Origin of the sequence: Planococcus rifietoensis, from assembly GCF_001465795.2 — a bacterium.
Taxonomy (GTDB): Bacteria; Bacillota; Bacilli; order Bacillales_A; family Planococcaceae; genus Planococcus; species Planococcus rifietoensis.
The window spans coordinates 106,626-130,337 of sequence record NZ_CP013659.2; the positions used below are offsets into that span (position 1 = coordinate 106,626).

Consider the following 23,712-nt stretch of genomic DNA (forward strand, 5'->3'; position numbering starts at 1 on the left):
GAATGAACCAGATATTTTCTGACTATCAGTCATTTAATACAAGTGAATAAACACGATGAGCCTGCATTCTTTTATGAATGTAGGCTCATTTTTTTATGGCGTTTCGCTTGATGGCATAGCAAAGCGATAAAATTTCGACCTGTAATATATCGAGTTCAAAAGATATTTTGTTTAAATCTTATTATAATAATGCATTGACAATTAACAGAAGTTTTAGAATAATGAAAAAAGAAACCATCTATTATCCTTAAAATGGAAAGGGAGGGGGAAAGGCGAATCATTAGCTGTGATAGGCCGTCCGTAGGCATATTTGTTAGCGTTTTCAAAGAAGGAGTGAGTCGATGATTTGGGTTCTTATATTGAGCCTTATCACCATCGTGTCTGTAGTAGCAGGGTTAAGAAGGCGGAAGGTAGTCTATTTCTTCCTTCCATTTGCATCGATTTTTGCATTCATGCTCGTCAAAGTCATTATGGTGCCACTCCCATTCCTGGATACGGTCCGTTTTATTTTCCAGTTGAGGGGGTGAACTTCGCAATAGAGGAATTCGGCTTCTAAACCGGCAAAGGGGTGAGTAATTTGAGGAAAATCGATAAAAAACAAGCAGATGCGTATTTCCGGACTCGTACCACGTTGGTCACCATCTATTTACTGATCGGGTTTTCGGCATCTTTCGGGGTTGTCATGTTCGCGGAGGAATTGTCGGGCTTCAGCGTCAATGGAATGCCTTTCCATTATTTCATGGGAGCGCAAGGAGCAGTGTTGACCTTCATCATCTTGCTGTTCGTTAACGCCATCGTCAACGACCGGATCGACAAGAAATTCGGTTTGGATCAAGACTTGGAAGACAAAAAATAGCAAAGTGCTTCCGACTGACTGCAAGCGATGGATAAAATTGCATAATTGACAAGGGGGAGAAGCAGTGGATTCACAATTTCTCGTATCACTTGTATTGATCCTGGCAACATTCGGCTTGTATATCGGCATCGCCGTCTATAATATGGCCAGGCAAACATCCGACTTTTATGTAGCGGGGCGCAATGTTCCTGCTGTATTCAACGGGATGGCGATCGGTGCCGACTGGATGAGTGCCGCGTCGTTCATCGGGATGGCGGGGACGGTCATGTTGCTCGGATATGACGGCCTTGCCTATATCATGGGCTGGACAGGTGGTTATTTGCTTTTGACTTTCCTATTGGCGCCGCAGCTCCGGAAATCGGGGCGCTACACGGTGCCGGAGTTTATTGGCGACCGCTATAGCAGCAGCACCGCGCGCTTGATCGCGGCAGTTGCCACCATCATCATCAGTTTTACATATTCTATTGGGCAGCTCTCAGGGTCAGGCGTCGTAATTGGCCGGCTTTTGGAAGTGCCGACAGCTGTCGGGACGATCATCGGTGTCGTTTTGATCGCTTTCTACTCAGCACTTGGCGGGATGAAAGGGATTACGTGGACACAGGTGGCTCAATACCTGGTTTTGATCATCGCCTATTTAATTCCTGTTATTTTCATGTCGCTGCAACTGACGAGCAACCCGATTCCTTGGCTGTCTTACGGGCAGATTATCGGTGAACTCCAGCAGCTCGATCAACAGCTTGGCGTTTCTGAATACGTTGTGCCGTTTACGGAAGCGACCAAATGGCAGTTTTTGGCACTTATGTTTACATTGATGGCCGGAACAGCTGGGTTGCCTCACGTTATCGTGCGTTTCTACACGGTTTCTACAATGAAAGCAGCTCGTTGGAGCGGGGCGTGGGCATTATTGTTCATCGGTTTGCTTTACTTGTCTGCACCGGCTTACGCAGCATTCTCCCGTTTTATCCTGATGACTCAAGTAGCCGGCTCTTCGATCGCCGATCTTCCGGCTTGGACAACATCTTGGGTCAACACCGGCTCATTGTCGGTGGCGGATACAAACAGTGACGGCATCCTGCAGTGGGAAGAAATCGTTATCAGCAACGATATCGTGGTCATGGCAACGCCTGAAATCGCCAATCTCGGCGTCTTTGTTGTTGGCTTGATGGCTGCTGGTGCTATGGCCGCGGCACTCTCAACAGCAGGTGGGCTGATGATTGCCATTTCCGCCGCGTTATCACAAGATATTTATTATCGTTCAATCAACCCGAAAGCGACGGAAAGCCAGCGTTTGCTCGTAGGTCGTTCGTCAATCATCATCGCGACTGTCGCAGCCGGCATCGTGGCGTTGAATCCGCCGGGCGCGATCACGCAGATTGTGGCATGGGCATTTGCGCTTGCATCCGGCACGTTCTTCCCAGCGCTGATTCTTGGCGTATGGTGGAGACGGGCGAATGGGCCGGGCGTCATTGCCGGCATGTTGGTCGGTTTAACGGTTACCTTGACGTATATTTTCGCTGCTAAATTCGGCGGCTTTACGATTCTTGGCATTATCGATACAGGCGCCGGGGTCTTCGGAGCAACGGCGGCAATTTTGACGATCATCATCGTTTCACTGGCGACGAAGCCGCCATCGAAAGAAACGCAAGAAGAAGTGCTGGACTTGCGCTATCCAGAAGGCATGACATATAAAGACGGTGAAGTATGGCGCACCGACCCGGTCGAAACCAAACGTCCGGAGCATTGAAAAAAGAGCGGAAGCCTAAGCTTCCGCTCTTTTCATAGTGTTGAATAAGTCTAGGGTCCACTAAACTTTTAAAAACGTGATTGCGTTTTGACATTTAAAAATCAATGACCTATCTAAGTATTTGGAGAAGCGTTCGCTCGACTCCAGTGGATCAGCGAGACGACCGAGACCCCGCAGGAGCGTAGTGACGAGGAGGCTTGGGCGCGAGCCCACGGAAAGCGAGCGATAAGCTTCGGAAAATACGATTTCTTAACTTTCTCGATAAGTTGAAAAGAGCGGAAGTTCAAGCCTCCGCTCTTTTCTACGTGCGCCAAATGGGAGTGACGGTCTTTATTCTTTGCGGAAAACCCAAGCGCGCTGGGCCACGAAACCGAAGATGAACAACACCGTATCGACCATCACTTTCAAGATTACTTCTCCGCGGCCGAGCCATTCTGCATACAAGAAGTGGACCGAGGCAGCCGAAACGCCCATGATGAAAGCTGCCAATATATAATAGCGCAGCAAGGATCGCCTAGAGCCCTGCTTAAAGACTTTGTTGCGATTGATATAGTAATTGAATAGGGAAGACAGGATGCGTGCCGCCACTGTGGCGATGATGATGAACGCTTCCGGCGATTCGTCTCGCAAGAGCTGGACGAACAGCCAGAACAAGGCGATATCGAGCCCGAATGAGGCCGCGCCTGATATCCCGTAGAATATAAAGATCTTGTAAATATGGTAAGAGTCTCGGAGCGGGTGGAAATGGGACGACTTATTCTCGTCCAAATAAACGGTTTCAATCGTCACTTCCGATACCGGGATGTAATTCTTTTTCAACGCCGCGAGCATATTCATTTCATATTCAAAGCGTTCGCCGAGCACGTCGAGCAGCCTTGGCAAAAACTTCACAGGAATTCCCCGCAGGCCGGTCTGTGTATCGCTCAGGTCGGCACCGGTCGACAAGCGGAATAACAGGCGCGTAAACCGGTTGCCGAAACGGCTGCGGAACGGGATATTAGGCTGAGAAAAATCTCGAGACCCCAACACCACATGGTTCGGCGAAGCATCCAGCTCGTTGGCAATTTTGACCATATCCGACACCAAATGCTGGCCATCTGCATCAGCAGTAATGATGGCTTCGATCGGCAATTGATGATTGAGGATATAATGGAACACCGTTTTCAACGCGCGCCCTTTTCCTTGGTTGACTGCATGGGTCAATAAAGTTACTTGCGGAAACTTTTTAAGCTCATCAAAAAAGCCTTCATAGGCGGCTCCACTGCCGTCATTCACGACAATGATCCGGGAAAAGCCGGCTGATATCGCTTCTTCAATTATAAGTTTGCATGGCTCTTCCGGTTTATAAGCCGGAATGACGATAGCGAATTGTTCCACAGGCAACCTCTTTCCATTTCTGGCATCCAGAAATAAGATACTGGCATATGTTTCTATCTCTATATAATGATACTACCCCAATTCCGGTTCTTTAGTCGTGCCCTGCAGGAATTGCTTGGCGGTTTTTGGTAGGAATCGATTCATAATCCCGCATGCAACTTAATCGGAGATGACATCTTCGGGGCGGTAGCCATCCTGCAGCTGACGGATCGACAAGCCAAAATCCAGTTGAAGATGGGGATAATCTTTGAAACGTTGCCAATCACCGCCCCATTCGAAGCCGAGCTCTTTGGCCATGTCCGCTACTTCAAACCAGTCGGGACGGCCATTTTCGTTGCCGTCGCGCTCGATGTCCCAAACGACAGAACCATCAGGCAAGCGCAGCGCGAAATCGATGGCCAGTCCGTAATTATGGTAGGACTCGCCACCTTCTGCATAAGTGACGACGTTCCCGCCCCGCGAGCGGCCTTGGGCATGGATCTCGTTCTGCTCTTCAACGGAACGGAAACCGTCGGTGATGAGGATATCGATGCCGGCTTCTTCAGCTTGAGCGATGAGCTGGTCGCGTTTAGATTCGACGATCGGGTGCAGTCCAGTCGGCAGCGGCCGATCAGCGCGTTCGTTGCGCTCTTCAATTTCGCGTTCGATCCAAATGAACAAAAATGCACCGAGGATGAGCAAGAATAGCAAAGAAAAGACGGTGCGGAATGTTTTCAAGTAATTTCACCTCGTAACATGATTGTAGCAAAAATCCTTAAGCAAGTATCCGGCAGGAGTTTTTGGTACGATAAGAGAAACAGAATTTTTGGAGGGATACATAATGGTCATTGAATTAATGAAATCACATGCATCGGTCCGCGACTATAAAGACCAGCCACTAACGCGCGCGCAAGTCCATGAATTGGTCGAAGCGGCTCAATATGCGGCAACGTCCCACTTCGTGCAAGCTTATTCCATCGTTTGGGTGACGGATGAAGACAAGCGCAAACGCCTTGGTGAGCTGTCCAAAAACCCGAAACAGATGGAAGGGGCAGGAGCTGTGTTCTTAATGTGCGCAGACTACAACCGGTTGGGGCACGCCGCGAAACTGCAGGGCGAAGACATTGTCTTCGACCAGGCGGAGAACTTGTTGGTCGCGGTCACGGACGTCGGGTTGCTCGCGCAGAACTTGGCACTTGCCGCTGAATCCAAAGGCTATGGCATCTGCTATATCGGTGGAGTGCGCAACAATATGGAAGAAATCAGCAAACTTGTTGGTTTGCCAGAAGGCGTTTTCCCGGTCTACGGCTTAACGGTCGGCGTTCCGAACGAAGCCAACGAAGTGAAGCCGCGTCTTCCTGTAGAAGCTGTGCTTCATGAAAATGAATACGACGAAGCGAAATACGCAGAAATTTTGCCGGCATATGATGAAACGATCATGGCCTATTATGCTGCACGTTCAAACAATCAAAAAACTGCGAAATGGAGCGAACAGATGGCGACGTTCTTGAACAAGCCGCATCGCCCCGATTTGAAGGATGTCTTGGCGAAACGCGGATATCTATTCAAATAAGAAGTGCATTCATCAATAACTGGAATGATTGAGGAGGCTGAGAAGCAATGAAAATCGCTTTATTTGGAGCAACGGGAAGAGTCGGCAGATATGTCTTGAACATGGCGCTTCGCGACGGCCATGAAGTGAAAGCGCTGGTTCGGAGAGCAGACCTTGAACCCCATGCGAATCTGGATATGATCGTCGGAAATGTCCGCAACGAAGAGGACATTCGCCAGACGCTCGAAGGGGCGGATGCTGTGATTAGCGCAATCGGCACCGATCGCACGACTACCTTATCGGATGCGACGCCGCTGATCGTGAAGGCGATGGAAGCGGAAGGCATACGGCGCATCATCACTATCGGGACCGCCGGTATTTTGAACAGCCGCTTGAGTCCAGGGCTGCTCCGCTACCAGGGCGGCGATTCCAAGCGCCAACTGACCTTTGCGGCGGAAGAACATGAAAAAGCCTATAAATCACTGGAACAAAGTGAATTGGACTGGACAATCGTATGCCCAACGTATTTGCCGGACGGCGAACCGAAAGGCTATTTCCGTTTTGAAGAAAATTACCTGCCTGAAGACGGCAAAGAAATCACGGCCGGTGATACGGCATTATTCGCCTATGAGCAATTGGATTCGGATGATTTCCTGAAAAGCCGCGTCGGCATTGCATATTGAATGACAAAACCCCTTGAACTATGAAAAGTTCAAGGGGTTTTTGCATGCATCAGGCAGTAACGTCACGTTTTGAGAATGTCCAATAACTGATCACCATAAAGACCAGGAAATAAACAGTCAAAACGATGAGCGACATGGCCATCGTGATATCTGGGATGGGCATGAAGCCAGTATAGAATTGAGTCAAATCGGTATGTGTAAACAAATAATATTTGACGATTTCAAAGCGCTGCAACAAGAAGACGAGTTGCACGCCGACAAACATCAAGAAAATCGATACGCCGATCGCAAGCGAACTGGAGCGGAAAACCGTCCCGAGCATGAACGCGAACGTACCAATCATCCATGTGCTCGCCAAGCTAAGCACGGATAGTTTCAATGCTTCAGCCCAGTAAGAGCCTTCCACCACTTCCGATCCGTTCCACACCAGGAATGCGCCGTCTCCAACTCCAAAGAAAATCCAACTGAACAAAGCGATCGATACGAAAGTAAGAATGGCAAATAATAAGGCAAACAACATCGTTGTAATGTATTTGGATGTCAGTATTTTCCATCGTTTAACCGGGCGCGTCAACAGCATCTTGATCGTTCCTTGTGAGAACTCAGAAGCAACGATTCCCGCGCCGACGATGACCGTAAACAATGTCACGAGCGATAGCATCATATGGCCATCCAGCACTTGCTGCTGCAGACTTTCAACTTTGAAAGGCTCAGCATCATTGGCCAAGCGGTATTCTGCGATGGCTGCCTGGCCTTCGTAATAATCTTGTTGGGCAGGGCCAATGTCCGGATTTTGCAATTGATCCTCGGCTGAAGCCAAGTTCATCATTTCCATCTCCTGCCAATCCATCTCTGGCACCGGGGAGGTGGATTCGATCCATTTGGTGATGCCCGCATTTGCCAATAAGATGACAATCAATAAAACTGCCATGATCCATGTCGCTTTTTTACTCCATAATTTCATCCATTCATTTTGTATGAGCTTGAGCAATTTCGCCGCCTCCAGTCATTTCAAGGAATTGATCTTCTAAGGTGGTGCGGTGCGGCTGGACAGCGTATAGATCAACGCCTGCAGCAGTGAGCAGCTTGATGGCGCCCGGGATGTGCTCCGGTTCTGTATCGATCAAATAGCCGTTTTCATGCGGATGCACCGTGAAGCCTATTTCTTCGAGCACTTGTTTCGCCTGGTCGGCCGGCTTGGCTTCTATGTAATAGCGGGATTGCTGATGTTCGTTGACATTTTTGATGTCGATCAATTCGCCGTTCTGGATAATGGCGATGCGGTCGCACAATAATTCGATCTCTGACAATAGATGGCTGGAGACGAAAATGGCGACATCGTTCTCACGTGCCACTTTGCGCAAATACATGCGGAATTCGCGAATGCCTGCAGGGTCGAGGCCATTTGTCGGCTCATCCAAAATCAAAAACTCTGGATTGTTGAGGAGTGCTTGTGCAAGGCCAAGGCGTTGGCGCATGCCGAGTGAATACGAACCGACTTTTTCCTTGATGCGGTTTTGCATCCCGACTTGCTGGATTACTTCGTCGATGCGGGCTTTTGTCACACCTTTATGCATACGCGCGAAATGCACCAGGTTTTTGTAGCCGGACATGAATTTATACATCTCCGGATTTTCGACAATGACGCCGACTTTTTCGATGCTTCTTTCAAAATCGGTGCGGATCGATTTACCGCCAATCAGGATATCGCCTTGCGTCGGCTTCATCAATCCGACCATCATGCGGATCGTCGTCGTCTTACCTGCCCCGTTCGGCCCAAGAAACCCGGTAATTTCCCCTTTATGGAGATCCAAGTTCAAGTTTTTGATGATCTGCTTTTTGCCGATCGTCTTTGAGAGCTTGCGAATCTCAACAATTTTCTCATTGCTCATATGAGCCACCTCTTTCCGTTTTGCTTCCTTCAGTACTAACGATTCATTTCCCAGAAAGTTTCAGTTTTCTGGAAATCCGGCAGGCTTAACTATCGCCTCAACGGGAATAAACCAATTAACAACGAATATATGGAGGGTTTGGCTTTATGAATGAATTGCAGGAAAAAGAACAAGTGCTCATGGCGTATTACGCACAGTATTACAAAGGCGCATCTTTGGAGGAAATTCAAGAGCTCGACCGCCGCTTATCGCAAGGCATCGGGGTAGAGCAGTATAAAAAGGCGATGGCCGAATTGAAAGAACAAGGCCTGGTCCATGGCTTGGAAGCGGTCGAGGAAAGAAATCAAGACGGCGTCGATTCCCCGATGGCGACAAATGAAGGCATGCTCTATATCAATGATGTCCTCAATCTGCAGTCAGATGCGGTAGAAGACCACCAGCTCGATTATTTGGCGAAGCATCTGGAAACCAGCCACCTGGAACTGACGCTGGAGCCGGTGAAGAGCTATATTGAGTCGGTCGTCAAAGAACAGGCGGATGAAAAGCCGAACGACAACACGCCTTGAATAGTTGAAAGCCACTTCTTGAAAAAAAGAAGCGGCTTTTTTTGTGTGAAAAATAGTTGGCAAATATTCAACTGCAAGATGGAACGAAATTTAGGGAAGCGGAGTGGAAAAGCTTCCGCTTACGACTGCGTTACAGGAGGCTGCTTGAGGCTCACAGGATGCGAGTCATGCAGCTGATGCGACAAGAACTGTTAGATAGAAAGAAGAGATTTGAAAAGCTTCCGCTTTTCGACTTCGTTGCAGGGGGCTACTTGCCGTGGGGCGGGTGTTGAGCCAACGTGCCAAAAAGCGCGGCACGTTTGTCTCGCCAGCCCGCGCGGTCCCACAGGCGTCAGCCCCCTTCCACTGCGTCTCTAGTTTTAGAGTGGAAGGAAATTTTTTCCTGTTTACTCGACAGAAAATGTAGAAATGCTTCATGTTTTGCAGTTTAAATCATCTTTGATGCAGAGAGTCTGATTATTTCTGTTCCATCAACAAGATTTTCTACTCAAGCTATAATATGTCAGATGCTGCATCCCAGGAAGCGATTCCCCCGCTAGCCGGCAACTCCATACAGAAGCAGATCTACTTAAACAGTCAGCTTGCAATGAAATCTCTCAGCTGCCGGCGTCAAGGGTGAGCCGACGCAGTAAGACAGGTGCTCTTCCTGACTTACTGCCAAAGGCCAACCCAAAGCCGGACGGCGAATAGCAAGGTGAAGCCCGAATCGAATGCAGAAACACTTCGACACGCAAACCCTCGCTATCCTCATATGCGCTCAAACCAGGAAGCGATTCCCCCGCTAGCCGGCAACTAGTAGATGAAGCTTAAATCAACATCAGCAACAATTCCACAATCAAACTTATTCTCACAAAAAAAGAAACCAATGCTAAGCATTGATTCCTTCCACACATATCTGAAGTTAAAGTCCGAGCACAAAGAATGCAAGGAAGATGGTGACGATGACCAAAGTGTTGGTGATCAGCGAGGTCCGTTTGCTGACGGGTTCATCAAGTGCCGGGAAGCGTTCGACGAGGCGGATGCCCCCGTAGATCAGCACCATCAAAAGGGCTAAAGTCAATATGAGCGGCATATCGTAGACGCGGACGTCGATAAAACGGATAAAGATGACCGAGAAAGCAAGGATCATGCCGTTGACTAAATTTTTTCGTTTCATAGGAGCTCCTTCAATTCGTTTTCAAGAAACGGTTTGGCATTTAACAGTTTGGTGAATTCCCGGTAGCGCTCCAATTGTCCCGCTGCCGGTTTTTTGTTCGTGCGGTAAGCGCGGATCAAAATGTTTTTCGGCGTGTGCTCCATATCGATGAACTCCATCAATTGGGTTTCATAGCCGACCAAAGAAAGCAGTTCCGCACGGATGGAATCGGTCGCGAGTGCGCTAAAGCGCTCCTTGATCAAACCATGCTGCAGCATGATATCAAGCGGGGATGATTGGATTTGGCCATTGAGCTCGTGTTGACAGCACGGCACGCTCAAGATGACACCGGCATTCCATTTAACAGCACGGGCGAGCGCCATATCAGTCGCAACGTCGCATGCGTGAAGCGTGACGACCATATCGACTGCGGTGTCTTGGTCGTAATCGTTGATATCGCCGACGAGGAATTCCAGCTGCTGGTAGTCGAGGTCACGGGCGATGTTCTGGCATTCCTCGATGACGCTTTTTTTCAAGTCAAGCCCCGTGACGCGCAGGTCGAGTCCTTTTTCGATGCGCAAATAATGATACAGCGCGAAGGTCAGGTAGGATTTGCCGGAGCCGAAATCGAGTATGCGGATCGGGCGGTCTTTCGGCAAATGCTCGAGTGCATCGTCGATGAATTCGATAAAGCGGTTGATCTGGCGGAATTTATCGTATTTCTGTTTCTTGACTTTACCATCCGGTGACTGGACGCCGAGTCGCACAAGAAACGGGTACGGCTTGCCATCCGCTAGCAGATAATCTTTCTTGCGGTTGTGGGACAAATCGGCGGCAGCGTGTACGTCCGCTTCTGATTTATAGCTCACTTTGAATTTTTTGGTCAATTGGATCTGGACTTTTTCGTCGGTGAACTGGAACAAGCCTTGCCGGAAGTCGGCGAATAATTGTTCGACCTCTGCAGCTGCCTGTTCGACTGTCAGGTTTTGGTGTTTCAAGATCTGTTCATATTGATATTCGAACTGGATGCGGTAGCCTTCTTTCAGTTCGACCGGTTTTAATTTGATGCGTTTCAAGTCGTTCGATTTTTGGCGTGGCTGGCTGATGGTGGCCGTGACGAGTGCGTGGCTGTGCAGTTTTTCTGCAAGTTGGGCGTGCATAGTTTGGAGTTCCATGGAAAATCCCTTCCGTCTTTATGATAGCCTCATTTTAGCACGGCTGGCAGTCTGGGGCGACTTCGCAAGCTGGAAATGGCGCTTTCCTTTTATTTGGAATTTTGTGATAATGAAATGGATGAAACCGTTTTCAACAAGGGGGACAAAGAAATGGCAATTCTCGATCAAACAGTAGGGGAAATTGTACGGGAGCAGGCGAAAAAGTTTCCGCAGACGGAAGCGTATGTCTATCCGGAAAAAGGCATCCGCAAAACCTATGCCGAATTTGACCAAGAGACCGATGCGCTGGCGAAAGCGTTCATGGGGCTAGGCATTGAAAAAGGCGAGCATATCGCCATTTGGTCCGACAATAAACGTGAATGGCTGCTTAGCCAATATGCCACAGGCAAGATGGGCGGCGTACTGGTCACCGTCAACACGAGCTACCAGGCGAATGAGCTGGAGTATCTGCTGAAGCAATCGGATTCCACAACCTTGATTCTGGGGGAAGAATTCAAGGGGACGGATTATATCGAAGTGTTGAATCAAGTCTGCCCGGAGCTGGAACATGCAGAAAAAGGACAGCTCGATTCGCCTAAGCTTCCGCATCTGAAACGCGTCATCGTCATGAGCGAAAATAGCTATCCGGGCATCTACACATGGAGTGAATTTGAAGCATTCGCCGAAAGAGTGACGGATGAGCAGCTCGAACAGCGCTTTCGTTCGATGGCTCCGGACGAAGTCATTAACATCCAATACACATCCGGGACGACCGGATTCCCGAAAGGCGTCATGCTGACGCATCGCAACGTCGTTAACAACGGGCGTCTCGTCGGCGATATGATGAATTTGGATGAAACCGACCGCCTGTGCATCCCGGTGCCGTTTTTCCATTGCTTTGGCTGTGTGCTTGGGACGCTCGCAGCAGTGACGCACGCGACGACGATGGTCATCGCGGAACAGTTCGAGCCGAAGCGCGTATTGCAGATGGTGCAGGACGAGAAATGCACCGCGCTTCACGGCGTGCCGACGATGTTCATCGCCGAACTCAACCATCCCGATTTCGACTCGTTCGATACTTCGACATTACGCACGGGCATCATGGCAGGCTCCACTTGCCCGATCGAAGTAATGAAGAAAGTCATCAGCGATATGGGTGCAAGCGAAATCACCATCGCCTACGGGCAAACCGAATCATCGCCGGTCATCACGCAGACCGGCAAAGACGATGCCATCGAAAAACGCGTCGCGACGGTCGGCAAGCCGCATGACGACGTCGAAGTGAAAATCATCGATCCGGCGACTGACGAACGAGTCGTGAAAGGCATGCCTGGCGAATTGTGCACGAGAGGCTATTTGATCATGAAAGGCTATTACAAAAACGAAGAAGCCACGAAAGAAGCAATCGATTCTGATGGCTGGTTGCATACAGGCGACATTGCCGTTGAAGACGAAGATGGCTATATCTCGATCACGGGCCGCATCAAGGACATGGTCATCCGCGGAGGGGAAAATATCTACCCGCGTGAAATTGAGGAATTTCTCTATCAGCACCCGTCCGTACAAGATGTACAAGTGGTGGGGGTGCCGGACCCAAAATACGGCGAGGAATTGATGGCCTGGGTTATCTTGAAAGGGGGCGAGACGCTCAGTGCGGATGAACTGCGGACGTATTGCAAAGGAAAAATCGCCCATCATAAAATCCCGCGCTATATCGAATTCATCGAAGAATACCCGATGACTGCATCCGGGAAAATTCAAAAATTCAAGCTGCGCGAAATGTCGGAAGAAATCGCTGAGAACGTCAACTAATGAAAAAAATGGCCAGGTGAAGGCAATCCTTCATCTGGTTTTCTGTTGGATAGACCCTTCGACTGTTCATTTGTAAATAATCAGCGATATTCAGAAAAGAAAGTTTAATGTCGCGCCAATTAGGGCACACAAGTAAAAGAAGTTATCTTGAATATAGGATAATTCGTGCAAGCCACGGAGCAAATCGATAAAGGAGAGGTTATGACATGAGCAACGTAAACTTAGCGATTATTTATTACAGTTCGACAGGAACCAATTACCAAATGGCACAATGGGCAGAATCGGCTGCAAAAGAATCAGGAGCACAAGTGAAGATTGCAAAAGTGAAAGAAAATGCGCCGATGGGGGCGATTGAATCGAACCCCGCTTGGAAAGAGCATTACGAAGCGACGCAAGATGTGCCGGAAGCCGATAATGATTTGCTTGAGTGGGCAGACGCCATCATCTTCAGTGTGCCGACGCGTTTCGGCCATGTCTCTTCACAAGTACAGCAATTCTTTGATATGACCGGCGGCTTATGGGCACAAGGCAAATTGGCGAATAAAGTGGTAAGCGCCATGTCTTCTGCGCAAAATTCGCACGGTGGGCAAGAAGCGACCGTACTTTCGGTTTACACGACGATGCACCATTGGGGTGCGATCATTGCGGCGCCTGGCTATACAGATGAAGTATTGTTTAAAGCAGGCGGCAACCCTTATGGCACGAGCGTCACGGTCGACCAGGACGGCAATATGGTCGAAGATGTACAAGATGCCGTGGCACACCAGGCAAAACGTACGGTGCAAGTTGCTGGATGGGTTAAAAACGGCTTGAACGGGTAACTAAAAACTACACGCCAAAAAGGCGAATGCTGGCAGACAGGCGAATGCGCCTGTCTGCTTTTTTAGTCGAGGAGTGGTAGTTTGGAATGGCTTAGCTTGCTGTTTGTAATGGGATTTGTCGTTATCCATCTATTTTCGAAAAACATGAATTTCTTGAAAGCTGTACCGCGCAGCCGGTTCTTATCGATTGCAGGCGGCATTTCTGTCGCCTACGTATTTTTGCATTTATTGCCTGAGTTAGGCGAATTTCAAGAAGAGGTTCACGAGGAGTTCGGCGGCCCGGGGGAAAGCTTCCTGAGCAATCATATTTACTTAGCTGCAATGGCGGGGCTGGTCATTTTTTACGGTTTGGAGCAAATGGTGAAAAGTTCGAAGCGCCGGACAGCGGAAGGCAAGTCTTCTTCAGGCGTCTTCTGGATCCATATCGGCTCCTTTGCTATGTACAACGGGGTCATTGGCTACTTGATGATGCGCGAGGAATATGAAGGCGTGGTCGGGATGGCCCTGTTTTTCATTGCGCTCGGCGTCCATTTCATTACCAATGACAAAGGCCTCCGGGAAGCGCATAAAGGCGAGTATGACCGTTACGGCAGGTGGCTTCTCGCTGCGGCAATCGTCGCCGGCTGGTTCATTGGCTGGATGACGGAAGTGCATGAATTGATCATTGCATTTCTCATGGCCTTGATTGCGGGCGGTGTTATTCTAAACGTACTGAAAGAAGAATTGCCCGAAGAGCGTGAAAGTAGTCTAGGTGCTTTTATAATAGGACTGGCCGTATACTCTGTATTGCTATTGTTCATTTAAATAAAAAAATGATGCCATTTATAAAAAAGGGGAATAATCTTTAGGATATCGGGTAGAGTATTAGGTAATGAATCACGTGCGCAATCCTCGCGTTAGTGTCGAAAGGTGATGTTTATGCCATGATCACGAAAGAGGAAGAGGCAGTCTTTGAATATGAACTTCAGAAATTGACGGCAGAGTGCCAGGAATGCCTGGATACTTCTTTAAAGAGAAAGATCCAAGATGATGCCTTGTGGTTACAGGCAATCGTTTTCCCAAGCTCCCGAAGAAAGCCGTGAAATGAGCGAATATCCGATATTCCAGCCACGCAGCCTTGCTGCGTGGCTTTTCTTTATGAAATGTGAACCGTTTTGTAACAATTTCCCGGGAAATGGCTTTCAGGGCGTGCGTCCCCAAAGGAATCTACCTGTTGCTCCTTTATAATAGGGGTAAGTGAAAGAAAGGGCGATGGGAATGGGAAGTTTGAAGCAAATGGCCTACAGCCAGAACAATCGCATACGGTTGTTGTTTCTAGCCTCATTGGCAAAAGGGCTTGCGATGATCGGGCAGGCTTTGTTTTTTGTATGGGTAGCTGATTCAGTATTTCTGAAATCCGCCTCTTTTGAAGACGTACTGCCGTTATTGGCTGCGCTGCTGGCGGTCATTGTGCTGCGGGCTGGCGCAAGTTATGCGATCGGCCGGCTCGGCATCACGCTGTCTGTGGAAGCGAGACGCCGTTTGCGCCGGGAATTGATTGCTTCGTATAAAGAAAATCCGCTGCAAGGGTCGATTGCCGGGCAGTCGGGGCGGAAAGTCGGCTTGCTGCTCGAAGCAGTCGATGACACGGATGGTTATTTCAGTAAATATATTCCCCAGATGATCCAAAGCTATACAATTCCGCTGATGCTTCTCGGGGTGATTTTTTACCTGAACTGGACAACGGGGCTGATCATCTTGATCACCGCGCCGTTCATCCCTTTGTTCATGGCGATCGTCGGCAAAAGAACGAAACAGAAGGCAGATGAAAAAGTCGAGCAATTGGCTGGGTTTTCAGGCGCTTTTCTCGATGTCCTGCAAGGGCTGACAACGTTGCGCTTATTCGGCCAGGCGAAGCGGCAAAGCGACACGATCCGTGACAATAGCTTGAAATTCCGCGATTCGACGATGGACGTCTTGAAATCAGCTTTTCTGTCTTCTTTGACGCTTGAATACATTTCCATGCTGAGTATCGGGATTGTGGCGCTCGAAATCGGTTTGCGCCTTGTCGTTTTCGATAGCATCACCTTTTTCCCGGCTTTTCTCGTCATGCTGCTCGTGCCGGATTTCTTCAATTTATTGAAGGAGTTTGGCAGCGCTTTTCATACGGCGAGAGGCAGTGCGGCATCTGCTGAGCTGCTGGCAGAAGAATTGGCGAAAAACCATCAGCCGGTCGTGTGGGGCGAATCCCCAGTCAATGCACCGATTGAGTTGGCGTTAGAGCAAGTCGGCTTTCAGTACGGGGAAGGGTTTCAGCTCGAACCGGCAAGTTTCAAGCTCGAAGCGGGAACATCTACCGCGCTGGTCGGGGCAAGCGGTTCCGGCAAAAGCACCTTGATGAATGTTGTAGCGGGGTTATTGCCGGCTACGAGCGGGCGATTGCTGATCAACGGCCTCCCGCAAGAACAAGTGGGCGAAGATGAATGGTTCGGGCAATTGAGCTACATTACGCAAGACCCTTATTTATTTGCAGGGACGATTAAAGAAAATATCGAACTCGGGGCGAATCAAGCCGTGGCGCCACAAGAATTGATTGCAGCGGCACAGAAAGCGGGCATTCTGGAATTGATCGAGTCGCTCCCTGAAGGATTCGAAACGGTGATCGGTGAAGCGGGGCGCGGATTGTCTGGCGGCGAAAAGCAGCGGCTTGTGTTAGCGCGTGCATTTCTCAAGAAGCCGTCGTTATTGTTTTTTGATGAACCGACTGCAGGGCTCGACCTTCATACAGAGCAAGTGCTGCAAAATGCCATCGAAGAGCTGTCGAAAGAAGCTACCGTTATCACGATTGCACACCGTCTGCACACGATCCGCAACGCATCACGCATTATCGTCTTGGAAGCAGGGAAAGTGGAAGCCATCGGCACGCACGAAGAGCTAATGGACAGCTTCAGTCCGTACCGTTCCATGATTGAGGCGCAGCAAGGAGGCAAACAGGCATGGGTGAATTAAAAACGGTTTTTTGGCTGACGCTGAAAGAAAAACGGGACGTTGCTCTTGCCATAATGTTTGGCTTCCTGGCGGGGCTTGCCGGTGTGGCACTTCTCGGGTCAAGTGGGTATTTGATTTCGAAGGCAGCGCTGACTGCCCAAATGACGACTTTGGTCGTGATGGCAGCATCGCTTAAATTATTCGGCTTTGCAGCCGCCATTACCCGTTATGCGGAACGGCTGTTTTCACACCGCGCAACATTTACGATGCTCGGCCATTTGCGCAGCAGTTTCTTTGAGCGGCTGGCACCGCTCGCACCGGGCATTTTTCAGCGCCATCAGAGCGGTGATCTGTTATCGCGCATCGTTGGCGACGTGGAAAGTTTGCAAAATTTCCTGCTGCGCGTATTGTACCCACCGATTGTCGTGGGCATGGTCTTGGTGGCCACAGTGTTCTTCACTTCGTTTTATTCACTGCCCATGGCCTTGATCGTCTTGGCAGGCGCAATTTTTGTGGTCGTCGTCCTGCCGGCATTCTTCGCTCTCCGGAGACGGAAGAAAACACATGCGACAGGAGAAACCCGTGGAGAGTTTGCGGCCGCATCGGCGGAATTTCTTTACGGATTCAAGGATTTGAAAATCCATTTGGCGCTCGATCAAAAAAGCGCAGAATTACAGGAAAGCGCACACCGTTACGAACAGGCCCAGCAAAACGAAGGGCTTGAAGAAAACCGTGTCCAATCCGTGAATGCGCTTGTGGCTTTTCTGGCTTCGTTTTTCGTTTTGGCGACTGGGGCGTATTTCGTGTCCATCGGGGAATTGTCCGGTCTGTATTTGGCGATGCTTGTCATGGTATCGCTTGGGGCATTTGAAAATGTCGGTCCACTCGCTGCACTTCCGGCGTATTATGAAGAAAGCCGGATCGCTGCGCGCAGGCTTGACGAAGTGGTGGATGAAGAGCCGGATAACAGCGCCGGTACGATGCCAGAGGGGCCGGTGGATATTCAGGCCGATCGTCTAAGCTACCGCTATCCGAATGACAGCCGCTTGTCGCTTGATGAAGTCAGTTTCCAGTTGCCGCAAGGATCCAAAACGGCGATTGTCGGACCGAGCGGTTCAGGCAAGTCGACCTTATTGCAGCTATTGCTGAAAGTGGCAGTACCCGAGAATGGCGAAATCCGTTTCGGAAATGAAGCGCTTAGTGGCATGTGCCCAGAAAATGTATGGGAGCGCATGAACATCGTGCTTCAGGAGAACCATTTCTTTTCAGGGACAATCGAGAGCAATTTGCGCATTGCGAATGAGCAGGCGGACACAGAACAATTGCACGAAGCACTCAAACTCGTACGCTTGGGACATTTGGAGCTGTCTGCACCAGTTTATGAAAAGGGCCGCAATTTATCGGGCGGTGAAAAGCAGCGCCTCGCGATGGCACGGGCATTCCTGAAAGGCGAGCGGCTATGGCTGCTGGACGAACCGTTTTCATCGGTCGACGGTGTAACCGCCCAAGCGATCTACAACGAGCTGTTCGCCCGCCATCCGCAGGACACGTTCGTCATCATCAGCCACGATTTATCGGGGCTTGAAAGCATGGACCGCATCCTGGTGTTGGAAAACGGACGCTTGATCGAGCAGGGCAATTACCAGGAATTAATGGACCGCCGTGGTTATTTCTACGGTTTAAAGAAAATAGAGGAACAAGTTTTCGTCTGAGCTGTTCAGGCTGGCCGAAAACTGCGCTACAAAAAAGACGCGTCTATGCAGACGCGTCTTTTTGCCGTTCGGCTATGAGTGGTTGGTGCTTTAAGGCATCGTCGAGTTTCATTTGTTCAAGTTCCAGCCGCAGCTTTTGTGTTTCGATAAGGTAATTGTCATGCTTGAGCTTTTCGAGTTCCACTTCCGTCTCCAGCGCACGCTGGTGCATTTTCTTCTTTTTGGTCAAATAGTCCGTCCAGATAGCGACGAGGGGAATGGAAAAGACCATGATGACGGCTACCAGTCCTGTCATAGTGTTCACCTCTATTCAGATTATTCTGCATATAATTCAGTATACACGTTTTTCTTGATTTTAGAAAGTTATGGAAAAAGCAAAAACCATGACAGGTGTCATACTCAGAAACAGACGTTTATGTCTTATGAAGAAGACGGCAGGAGCGTAATATGATGATTAACAAGTACACCGATGGGCACGACGCCCATTCTAGGAGGAAGACAAGATATGAGCAAAGAAAAGACAGCGCAATTACGTAAGTTTGTCGCCCCTTTCGAAAAAGCAGATGTTAAAGCAAGTGTTCAACAAATAATTAACACGATACCCCCATTTTTCATTCTTTGGTTTTTAGCTTATCTCGCACTGGATGTTTCTGTTTGGCTAACAGTAGGGATTTCCATCGTCGCAGCTGGATTTGTCGTCCGCATGTTTATCATTTTCCATGACTGTACACACGGATCGTTCTTTAAAAACAAAAAAGCGAACGCGGTCGTCGGAACGATTACCGGCATATTGACGCTTTTCGCTTATGAAAAATGGAAACGCGAGCACGCGATTCATCACGCATCGAGCGGCAACCTCGACAAGCGCGGAGTCGGCGATATCTGGGTCATGACGATTGACGAGTACGTAGAAGCTTCCAAATGGGAACGTTTCAAATACCGTATGTATCGCAACCCTCTCGTTATGTTTGGGTTAGGGCCATTATTCCTCGTATTGATCTCAAGCCGTTTCAACCGTAAAGATGCACGCAAGAAAGAACGCAACAATACGTACTTCATTAATGCTGCATTGGTCGTTCTTTATACGATCATGATTTTGGCAATCGGCTGGCAGGCATTTGTATTGATTCAAGGTACGATCATGTTCACTGCTGGGGCGCTAGGCATTTGGTTGTTCTACATCCAGCACACATTCGAAGATTCTTATTTCGAGGATGAAAGCGAATGGGATTATGTGAAAGCAGCAATCGAAGGCAGCTCGTACTACGAATTGCCGAAAGTGCTGCAATGGGTGACTGGCAATATCGGTTTCCACCACGTCCATCACTTGAGCCCTCGCGTACCGAACTACAACTTGGAGAAAGCACATGTTTCCACGCCGCCATTGCAAAAAGCGACGACGGTCAACTTGAAGACAAGCTTTCAATCCTTGAAGTACAAAGTGTACGATGAAGAAAACAAGAGGTTTGTGACATTCGGCGCCATCAAGCACTTGCTTGGCGACTCACGGACAGTACAGCAATAAAGTAGAACTGCGTTTGCCTCAACAAAGAGGCAAGCGCAGTTTTTTCTTTGCGGCAACCCTTGTATGCAATAGGGAACTGCGCAGGTTTTCTCTTTGTCTACGAGCTTTGGTATGATGGGAACAAAGAAACTTTAGGAGGCAGTTATGCAAAACTGGTATCAAATTTTCCCCCGCAATACATGGTTGAGCATCTATGCATGGACAATCTTTTGCATTTTGCCGTTCTTTTTCATTTTTCGCTCGTCTTCCCCAACTGAAATCGCAGCAGGCATCATCCTATTGGTGGCGTTTTTCATCGCCTACCGCTTGTCGTTCAGTTCGCATTCGTTTCTCGTGTACTTATGGGTAAGCGTCGAGATGATTATCAATGTCGCGATGATCTTTTTATTCGGCTACGTCTACCTGGCGATTTTTTTGGCGTTCTTCATCGGCAATATCCGCAGCAAAGTCGGCTTTTTCATTATTTACGGCTTGCATATTGGGACTACGCTTGCCGCGATCATCTACGGCTTACTGGTCGATTTCAATCTGTATATCACGCAATTGCCGTTTATCATTTTGAGCGTTCTCGGTGTGATCTTATTGCCATTCAATACCTATAACCGGCATAAACGCGAAAAGCTTGAAGGGGCGCTCGAAGATGCCAATAAGCGGATTTCGCAGCTTGTGCTGATTGAGGAGCGTGAACGGATCGCACGCGATCTCCACGATACACTCGGCCAGAAATTGTCATTAATCGGCTTGAAAAGTGACTTGGCGGGGAAACTACTCAGTAAAGACCCGGAACGCGCCGCGGCCGAAATCCAGGATGTCCGCCAGACTGCACGCACCGCTTTGAAGGAAGTGCGGGAACTGGTGACGGATATGCGCGGCACGAAACTTGAAGATGAGTTATTGCGCATCCAACAAATTCTCCGGGCGGCGGACATCGATTTTGTCTTTTACGGCAATGCCAAACTCAACAATACGCCGCTGTTAATGGAACACGTATTGAGTATGTGCTTGAAGGAAGCGGTCACCAATGTTGTAAAGCATAGTGGAGCCTCCCGCTGCACGGTGCTAATCAAGCAGACGCCAAACGAAATTCTTGTGCAAGTGCAAGACGACGGCGTCGGATTTCCTGAAGGCAACCCACTAGTCCAGGGCAATGGGCTTGCGGGCATGCGCGAGCGTCTGGACTTCGTCAATGGGCAAGTCGATATTGAAGTGATGGATGGCACGACCTTGAATATCCGGGTGCCGAATGTCATTCTTTATCAAGATATGGAGGGGAGAAATTCATGATTCGAATTGTACTAGCGGAAGACCAGCGCATGATGCTTGGTGCGCTCGGGTCGTTACTGGACCTGGAAGATGATTTGGAAGTGGTTGGCATGGCGTCCAATGGGGAGGAAGCAATACGCTTGGTCGAGGAGCTGAACCCGGACGTCTGCATCATGGATATTGAAATGCCGGTCAAGAGCGGTTTGGACGCGGCAGAAGCCTTGAAAGACCACCCGTGTAAAACCATTATCTTGACGACTTTCGCGCGGTCAGGTTATTTCGAACGGGCACGAAAAGCAGGGGTCAGCGGCTATCTTTTAAAAGACAGCCCAAGCGAAGAACTTGGGACATCGATCCGTACCATCATGGATGGCCGCCGGATTTATGCCCCGGAACTCGTCGACCTTGCGTATGCCGGCAGCAACCCACTCACTGAACGCGAGCGGCAAGTGATGGAGTTGATCACGGAAGGGCGCAGCACGAAAGAAATCGCTAAAGAATTGTTCATCACGACAGGTACAGTGCGCAATTACATTTCCACGATTCTCGATAAACTCGAAGCGAGCAATCGGATTGAGGCCATTGCCCGCTACCGTGAAAAAAGTTGAACGACAAAACAGCAGGACAAGGAAAGCGAGGGCTTTCCTTGTCCTGCTGTTTTGGGTGTTAATCATATAATTTTTCCTGCAGTGAGTCATCTTCTCCGTAGACGTGGAGCTCACCATTATTGCGGTTGACATAGCGCTTCGCTTCGCCCATCAAGTCATCCTTTGTTTCTTCGATAAGGATGGCTTTTTTGCTGTCTTTCTTCTTCAGCTGCCAGCCTTCTGAATGCTTGCGGATTTCGTAGACCGGTGATTCGCTGTCTCCTTGGACAGTGTCACGCGCCTGATCCAAAGCAATCGGAATCGCACGCCCTTCTTCATAGCCATCGCGCAATAACGCATTGGCAATCTCGATGGCTTTGTTGCGAACGCCTTCATCCAAATTTTTGAAAGAATCCGGGTAATCATTCTTATTCCACGGCATATTTATCGCCTCCTTGCCTCTCTATCCCCATTTAAATAGGAAATAAAACGCAAAGCCCCCTTTTCATATAAGCTCATTATGTTAAAGTGTTTAATAAGGAGGAGATGTCATGACAGATACAACCTATCAAATCATAGCCTTACTCGTGTACCTCGCGGCTATGCTATTCATTGGCTGGTATGCGTATAAGAAGACAGCCGACTTATCCGATTACATGCTCGGGGGAAGGGGACTCGGACCATCCGTAGCGGCTCTCAGCGCCGGCGCATCCGATATGTCCGGATGGCTATTGCTCGGATTGCCCGGAGCGATTTATGTCGGAGGTCTCGTGGAAGTCTGGATCGCCATCGGATTAACAATCGGTGCTTTCCTAAACTGGTTCTTTGTTGCGCCTCGTCTGCGGATCTACTCATTTGTCACCAGTGATTCCATCACCATTCCAAGCTTCTTAGAAAATCGATTGAAAGACCGTTCGCGCCTTTTGCGGATCGTATCAGGTATTATCATTTTGATTTTCTTCACATTCTACGTTTCATCCGGTATGGTAGCTTCTGGCTTATTCTTCCAGAGCTCATTCGGAATGGATTACCACCTCGGCCTTATCTTGGGCTCCGTGGTAGTTGTCGCTTATACTTTATTCGGCGGATTCCTCGCCGTCAGCTACACGGACTTTGTGCAAGGGATCATGATGTTCCTGTCGCTTATTGCAGTGCCGGTCGTCGGGATTTTCGTTACCGGCGGATTCGGTGAAACGGCAGCAAGCATCCGGGAAGTCGACCCGAACATGTTGAGCCTGGTTTCAGGAGCTTCCACCATCGGCGTCATTTCTGCCGCAGCGTGGGGCCTTGGCTACTTCGGCCAGCCGCATATCATCGTCCGTTTTATGGCAATTAAAACTTTGAAGGAAGTTCGTACTGCCCGCCGCATCGGCATGGGCTGGATGATCTTGAGCCTCATTGGTGCCACGGGTACGGCTTTGGTCGGGATTGCCTATTTCCAGCAAAACCCAGAATCTACTCTCGTGGATCCGGAAGCCGTGTTCTTGGACATGAGCCAAGTGCTATTCCATCCGCTAGTTGCCGGTTTTGTCCTGGCAGCCGTTTTGGCAGCGATCATGAGTACGATTTCGTCTCAATTGCTCGTCAGTTCGTCTGCACTGATCGAAGATTTGTATAAAATCGCCTTTAAGAAAGAGTCTAGCGCCAAAGGTTATGTCATGCTCGGCCGTATCGCCGTCGCCGTCATCGCCGTTGTCGCTGCAGCGCTTGCTTGGGAGCAAAACAACACCATTCTTGGTTTGGTCGCTTATGCATGGGCTGGATTCGGCGCCGCTTTCGGCCCGATTATCCTGCTTTCCTTGTTCTGGCGCAAGCTCACGTCTAAAGGTGCGCTCGCCGGCATGATCGTCGGTGCCGTCACGGTCATCATTTGGGACCTTGTAGGGACTGTACCTGAAGATCCAGGGGCAACTGACCTGACGAACTTTATCGGCAGCATCTATGAAATCATTCCAGGATTTTTCCTCAGCTGGTTGGTTACATGGGCTGTCAGCTTGATGACTTACAAGCCGAACGCTGAAATCGAAGCCGAATTCGATGAAACAGAGCGTTTGATCCAAGAAGATAAGAACTAATCCATAAAAATA

Annotated in this window: 22 protein-coding genes; 14 read left to right on the forward strand and 8 right to left on the reverse strand. The window is 49.2% G+C overall.

Annotated features, from left to right (window positions below; genetic code table 11):
• The first annotated feature begins 577 nt into the window (after window positions 1-577).
• Together AUC31_RS00540 and AUC31_RS00545 are read left to right on the forward strand one after the other, a co-directional pair.
• On the forward strand, window positions 578-856 hold the full coding sequence (locus tag AUC31_RS00540) for a DUF4212 domain-containing protein (protein ID WP_058381882.1): 279 nt from the start codon (window positions 578-580) through the stop codon (window positions 854-856).
• Between the two features lie 64 nt (window positions 857-920).
• The gene (locus AUC31_RS00545) at window positions 921-2,600 is read left to right on the forward strand and encodes a sodium:solute symporter family protein (RefSeq protein WP_058381881.1); all 1,680 of its coding nucleotides are present in this window, start codon (window positions 921-923) and stop codon (window positions 2,598-2,600) included.
• A 330-nt stretch (window positions 2,601-2,930) separates the two neighbouring features.
• On the opposite strand, the gene AUC31_RS00550 is transcribed toward AUC31_RS00545, so the two are convergent.
• Together AUC31_RS00550 and AUC31_RS00555 are read right to left on the reverse strand one after the other, a co-directional pair.
• Window positions 2,931-3,977: a bifunctional glycosyltransferase family 2/GtrA family protein gene (locus AUC31_RS00550; RefSeq protein ID WP_058381880.1), complete on the reverse strand. Its 1,047-nt coding sequence runs from the start codon at window positions 3,975-3,977 to the stop codon at window positions 2,931-2,933.
• A 159-nt stretch (window positions 3,978-4,136) separates the two neighbouring features.
• A complete protein-coding gene (locus AUC31_RS00555; RefSeq protein WP_058381879.1) occupies window positions 4,137-4,694 on the reverse strand; it encodes a M15 family metallopeptidase in 558 nt (185 codons plus the stop codon).
• A 103-nt stretch (window positions 4,695-4,797) separates the two neighbouring features.
• Between AUC31_RS00555 and nfsA the strand changes: the two genes are divergently transcribed.
• Window positions 4,798-5,529, forward strand: coding sequence for an oxygen-insensitive NADPH nitroreductase (nfsA, locus tag AUC31_RS00560; protein ID WP_058381878.1), 732 nt, complete (start codon window positions 4,798-4,800; stop codon window positions 5,527-5,529).
• A 47-nt stretch (window positions 5,530-5,576) separates the two neighbouring features.
• A complete protein-coding gene (locus AUC31_RS00565; protein WP_058381877.1) occupies window positions 5,577-6,191 on the forward strand; it encodes an NAD(P)-dependent oxidoreductase in 615 nt (204 codons plus the stop codon).
• A 49-nt stretch (window positions 6,192-6,240) separates the two neighbouring features.
• Here AUC31_RS00565 and AUC31_RS00570 read toward each other — a convergent pair whose 3' ends face one another.
• Window positions 6,241-7,182, reverse strand: coding sequence for an ABC transporter permease (locus AUC31_RS00570; protein ID WP_058381876.1), 942 nt, complete (start codon window positions 7,180-7,182; stop codon window positions 6,241-6,243).
• Complete coding sequence (locus tag AUC31_RS00575; RefSeq protein WP_058381875.1) at window positions 7,160-8,083, reverse strand: ABC transporter ATP-binding protein; 924 nt, start codon at window positions 8,081-8,083, stop codon at window positions 7,160-7,162. The genes AUC31_RS00570 and AUC31_RS00575 overlap by 23 nt, the downstream gene beginning before the upstream one ends.
• Window positions 8,084-8,229: 146 nt before the next feature.
• Between AUC31_RS00575 and AUC31_RS00580 the strand changes: the two genes are divergently transcribed.
• Window positions 8,230-8,649: a hypothetical protein gene (locus AUC31_RS00580; RefSeq protein WP_058381874.1), complete on the forward strand. Its 420-nt coding sequence runs from the start codon at window positions 8,230-8,232 to the stop codon at window positions 8,647-8,649.
• A 901-nt stretch (window positions 8,650-9,550) separates the two neighbouring features.
• Here the strand turns inward: AUC31_RS00580 and AUC31_RS00585 are convergent.
• Both AUC31_RS00585 and AUC31_RS00590 read right to left on the reverse strand, forming a co-directional pair.
• Window positions 9,551-9,805, reverse strand: a complete 255-nt coding sequence (locus AUC31_RS00585) for a hypothetical protein (RefSeq protein WP_058381873.1) — start codon at window positions 9,803-9,805, stop codon at window positions 9,551-9,553.
• Entirely contained in the window at window positions 9,802-10,959 is a 1,158-nt protein-coding gene (locus AUC31_RS00590; RefSeq protein ID WP_058381872.1) for a class I SAM-dependent methyltransferase, read from the reverse strand. Before AUC31_RS00590 ends, AUC31_RS00585 begins: the two co-directional genes overlap by 4 nt.
• 150 nt (window positions 10,960-11,109) lie before the next feature.
• On the opposite strand from AUC31_RS00590, the gene AUC31_RS00595 reads away from it, so the two are divergent.
• The 5 genes from AUC31_RS00595 to cydC all read left to right on the forward strand — a co-directional run bounded on the left by AUC31_RS00595 (window position 11,110) and on the right by cydC (window position 18,250).
• Window positions 11,110-12,750, forward strand: a complete 1,641-nt coding sequence (locus tag AUC31_RS00595; protein ID WP_058381871.1) for an AMP-binding protein — start codon at window positions 11,110-11,112, stop codon at window positions 12,748-12,750.
• A 206-nt stretch (window positions 12,751-12,956) separates the two neighbouring features.
• Window positions 12,957-13,571, forward strand: a complete 615-nt coding sequence (wrbA, locus tag AUC31_RS00600; RefSeq protein WP_058381870.1) for an NAD(P)H:quinone oxidoreductase — start codon at window positions 12,957-12,959, stop codon at window positions 13,569-13,571.
• 81 nt (window positions 13,572-13,652) lie between these two features.
• Entirely contained in the window at window positions 13,653-14,375 is a 723-nt protein-coding gene (locus tag AUC31_RS00605) for a ZIP family transporter (protein ID WP_058381869.1), read from the forward strand.
• Between the two features lie 453 nt (window positions 14,376-14,828).
• Complete coding sequence (cydD, locus tag AUC31_RS00610) at window positions 14,829-16,559, forward strand: thiol reductant ABC exporter subunit CydD (RefSeq protein ID WP_058381868.1); 1,731 nt, start codon at window positions 14,829-14,831, stop codon at window positions 16,557-16,559.
• Entirely contained in the window at window positions 16,547-18,250 is a 1,704-nt protein-coding gene (cydC, locus tag AUC31_RS00615) for a thiol reductant ABC exporter subunit CydC (protein ID WP_058381867.1), read from the forward strand. The genes cydD and cydC overlap by 13 nt, the downstream gene beginning before the upstream one ends.
• Before the next feature lie 43 nt (window positions 18,251-18,293).
• On the opposite strand, the gene AUC31_RS00620 is transcribed toward cydC, so the two are convergent.
• A complete protein-coding gene (locus tag AUC31_RS00620; RefSeq protein WP_058381866.1) occupies window positions 18,294-18,545 on the reverse strand; it encodes a hypothetical protein in 252 nt (83 codons plus the stop codon).
• A 210-nt stretch (window positions 18,546-18,755) separates the two neighbouring features.
• On the opposite strand from AUC31_RS00620, the gene desA reads away from it, so the two are divergent.
• From desA to AUC31_RS00635, 3 genes are all read left to right on the forward strand, one after another.
• Window positions 18,756-19,775 (forward strand): Delta(5) desaturase DesA, encoded by a 1,020-nt coding sequence (desA, locus tag AUC31_RS00625; RefSeq protein ID WP_058381865.1) that lies wholly within the window; start codon window positions 18,756-18,758, stop codon window positions 19,773-19,775.
• Between the two features lie 144 nt (window positions 19,776-19,919).
• Window positions 19,920-21,059: a sensor histidine kinase gene (locus AUC31_RS00630; RefSeq protein WP_058381864.1), complete on the forward strand. Its 1,140-nt coding sequence runs from the start codon at window positions 19,920-19,922 to the stop codon at window positions 21,057-21,059.
• Window positions 21,056-21,646, forward strand: a complete 591-nt coding sequence (locus AUC31_RS00635; protein ID WP_058381863.1) for a response regulator transcription factor — start codon at window positions 21,056-21,058, stop codon at window positions 21,644-21,646. The genes AUC31_RS00630 and AUC31_RS00635 overlap by 4 nt, the downstream gene beginning before the upstream one ends.
• 58 nt (window positions 21,647-21,704) lie before the next feature.
• Here AUC31_RS00635 and AUC31_RS00640 read toward each other — a convergent pair whose 3' ends face one another.
• Complete coding sequence (locus tag AUC31_RS00640; protein WP_058381862.1) at window positions 21,705-22,067, reverse strand: DUF2188 domain-containing protein; 363 nt, start codon at window positions 22,065-22,067, stop codon at window positions 21,705-21,707.
• Between the two features lie 109 nt (window positions 22,068-22,176).
• On the opposite strand from AUC31_RS00640, the gene putP reads away from it, so the two are divergent.
• The gene (putP, locus tag AUC31_RS00645; protein ID WP_058381861.1) at window positions 22,177-23,700 is read left to right on the forward strand and encodes a sodium/proline symporter PutP; all 1,524 of its coding nucleotides are present in this window, start codon (window positions 22,177-22,179) and stop codon (window positions 23,698-23,700) included.
• Window positions 23,701-23,712 lie beyond the last annotated feature (12 nt).

Bases quoted from the DNA above. Each gene is read 5' to 3' on its own strand.
- putP (WP_058381861.1), top strand. From the start codon at position 22,177: ATGACAGATACAACCTATCAAATCATAGCCTTACTCGTGTACCTCGCG.
- AUC31_RS00565 (WP_058381877.1), top strand. From the start codon at position 5,577: ATGAAAATCGCTTTATTTGGAGCAACGGGAAGAGTCGGCAGATATGTC.
- AUC31_RS00630 (WP_058381864.1), top strand. From the start codon at position 19,920: ATGCAAAACTGGTATCAAATTTTCCCCCGCAATACATGGTTGAGCATC.
- AUC31_RS00635 (WP_058381863.1), top strand. From the start codon at position 21,056: ATGATTCGAATTGTACTAGCGGAAGACCAGCGCATGATGCTTGGTGCG.
- AUC31_RS00575 (WP_058381875.1), bottom strand. From the start codon at position 8,083: ATGAGCAATGAGAAAATTGTTGAGATTCGCAAGCTCTCAAAGACGATC.
- AUC31_RS00640 (WP_058381862.1), bottom strand. From the start codon at position 22,067: ATGCCGTGGAATAAGAATGATTACCCGGATTCTTTCAAAAATTTGGAT.
- AUC31_RS00585 (WP_058381873.1), bottom strand. From the start codon at position 9,805: ATGAAACGAAAAAATTTAGTCAACGGCATGATCCTTGCTTTCTCGGTC.
- AUC31_RS00590 (WP_058381872.1), bottom strand. From the start codon at position 10,959: ATGGAACTCCAAACTATGCACGCCCAACTTGCAGAAAAACTGCACAGC.
- AUC31_RS00595 (WP_058381871.1), top strand. From the start codon at position 11,110: ATGGCAATTCTCGATCAAACAGTAGGGGAAATTGTACGGGAGCAGGCG.
- AUC31_RS00580 (WP_058381874.1), top strand. From the start codon at position 8,230: ATGAATGAATTGCAGGAAAAAGAACAAGTGCTCATGGCGTATTACGCA.
- nfsA (WP_058381878.1), top strand. From the start codon at position 4,798: ATGGTCATTGAATTAATGAAATCACATGCATCGGTCCGCGACTATAAA.
- desA (WP_058381865.1), top strand. From the start codon at position 18,756: ATGAGCAAAGAAAAGACAGCGCAATTACGTAAGTTTGTCGCCCCTTTC.
- AUC31_RS00620 (WP_058381866.1), bottom strand. From the start codon at position 18,545: ATGACAGGACTGGTAGCCGTCATCATGGTCTTTTCCATTCCCCTCGTC.
- cydC (WP_058381867.1), top strand. From the start codon at position 16,547: ATGGGTGAATTAAAAACGGTTTTTTGGCTGACGCTGAAAGAAAAACGG.
- cydD (WP_058381868.1), top strand. From the start codon at position 14,829: ATGGGAAGTTTGAAGCAAATGGCCTACAGCCAGAACAATCGCATACGG.
- wrbA (WP_058381870.1), top strand. From the start codon at position 12,957: ATGAGCAACGTAAACTTAGCGATTATTTATTACAGTTCGACAGGAACC.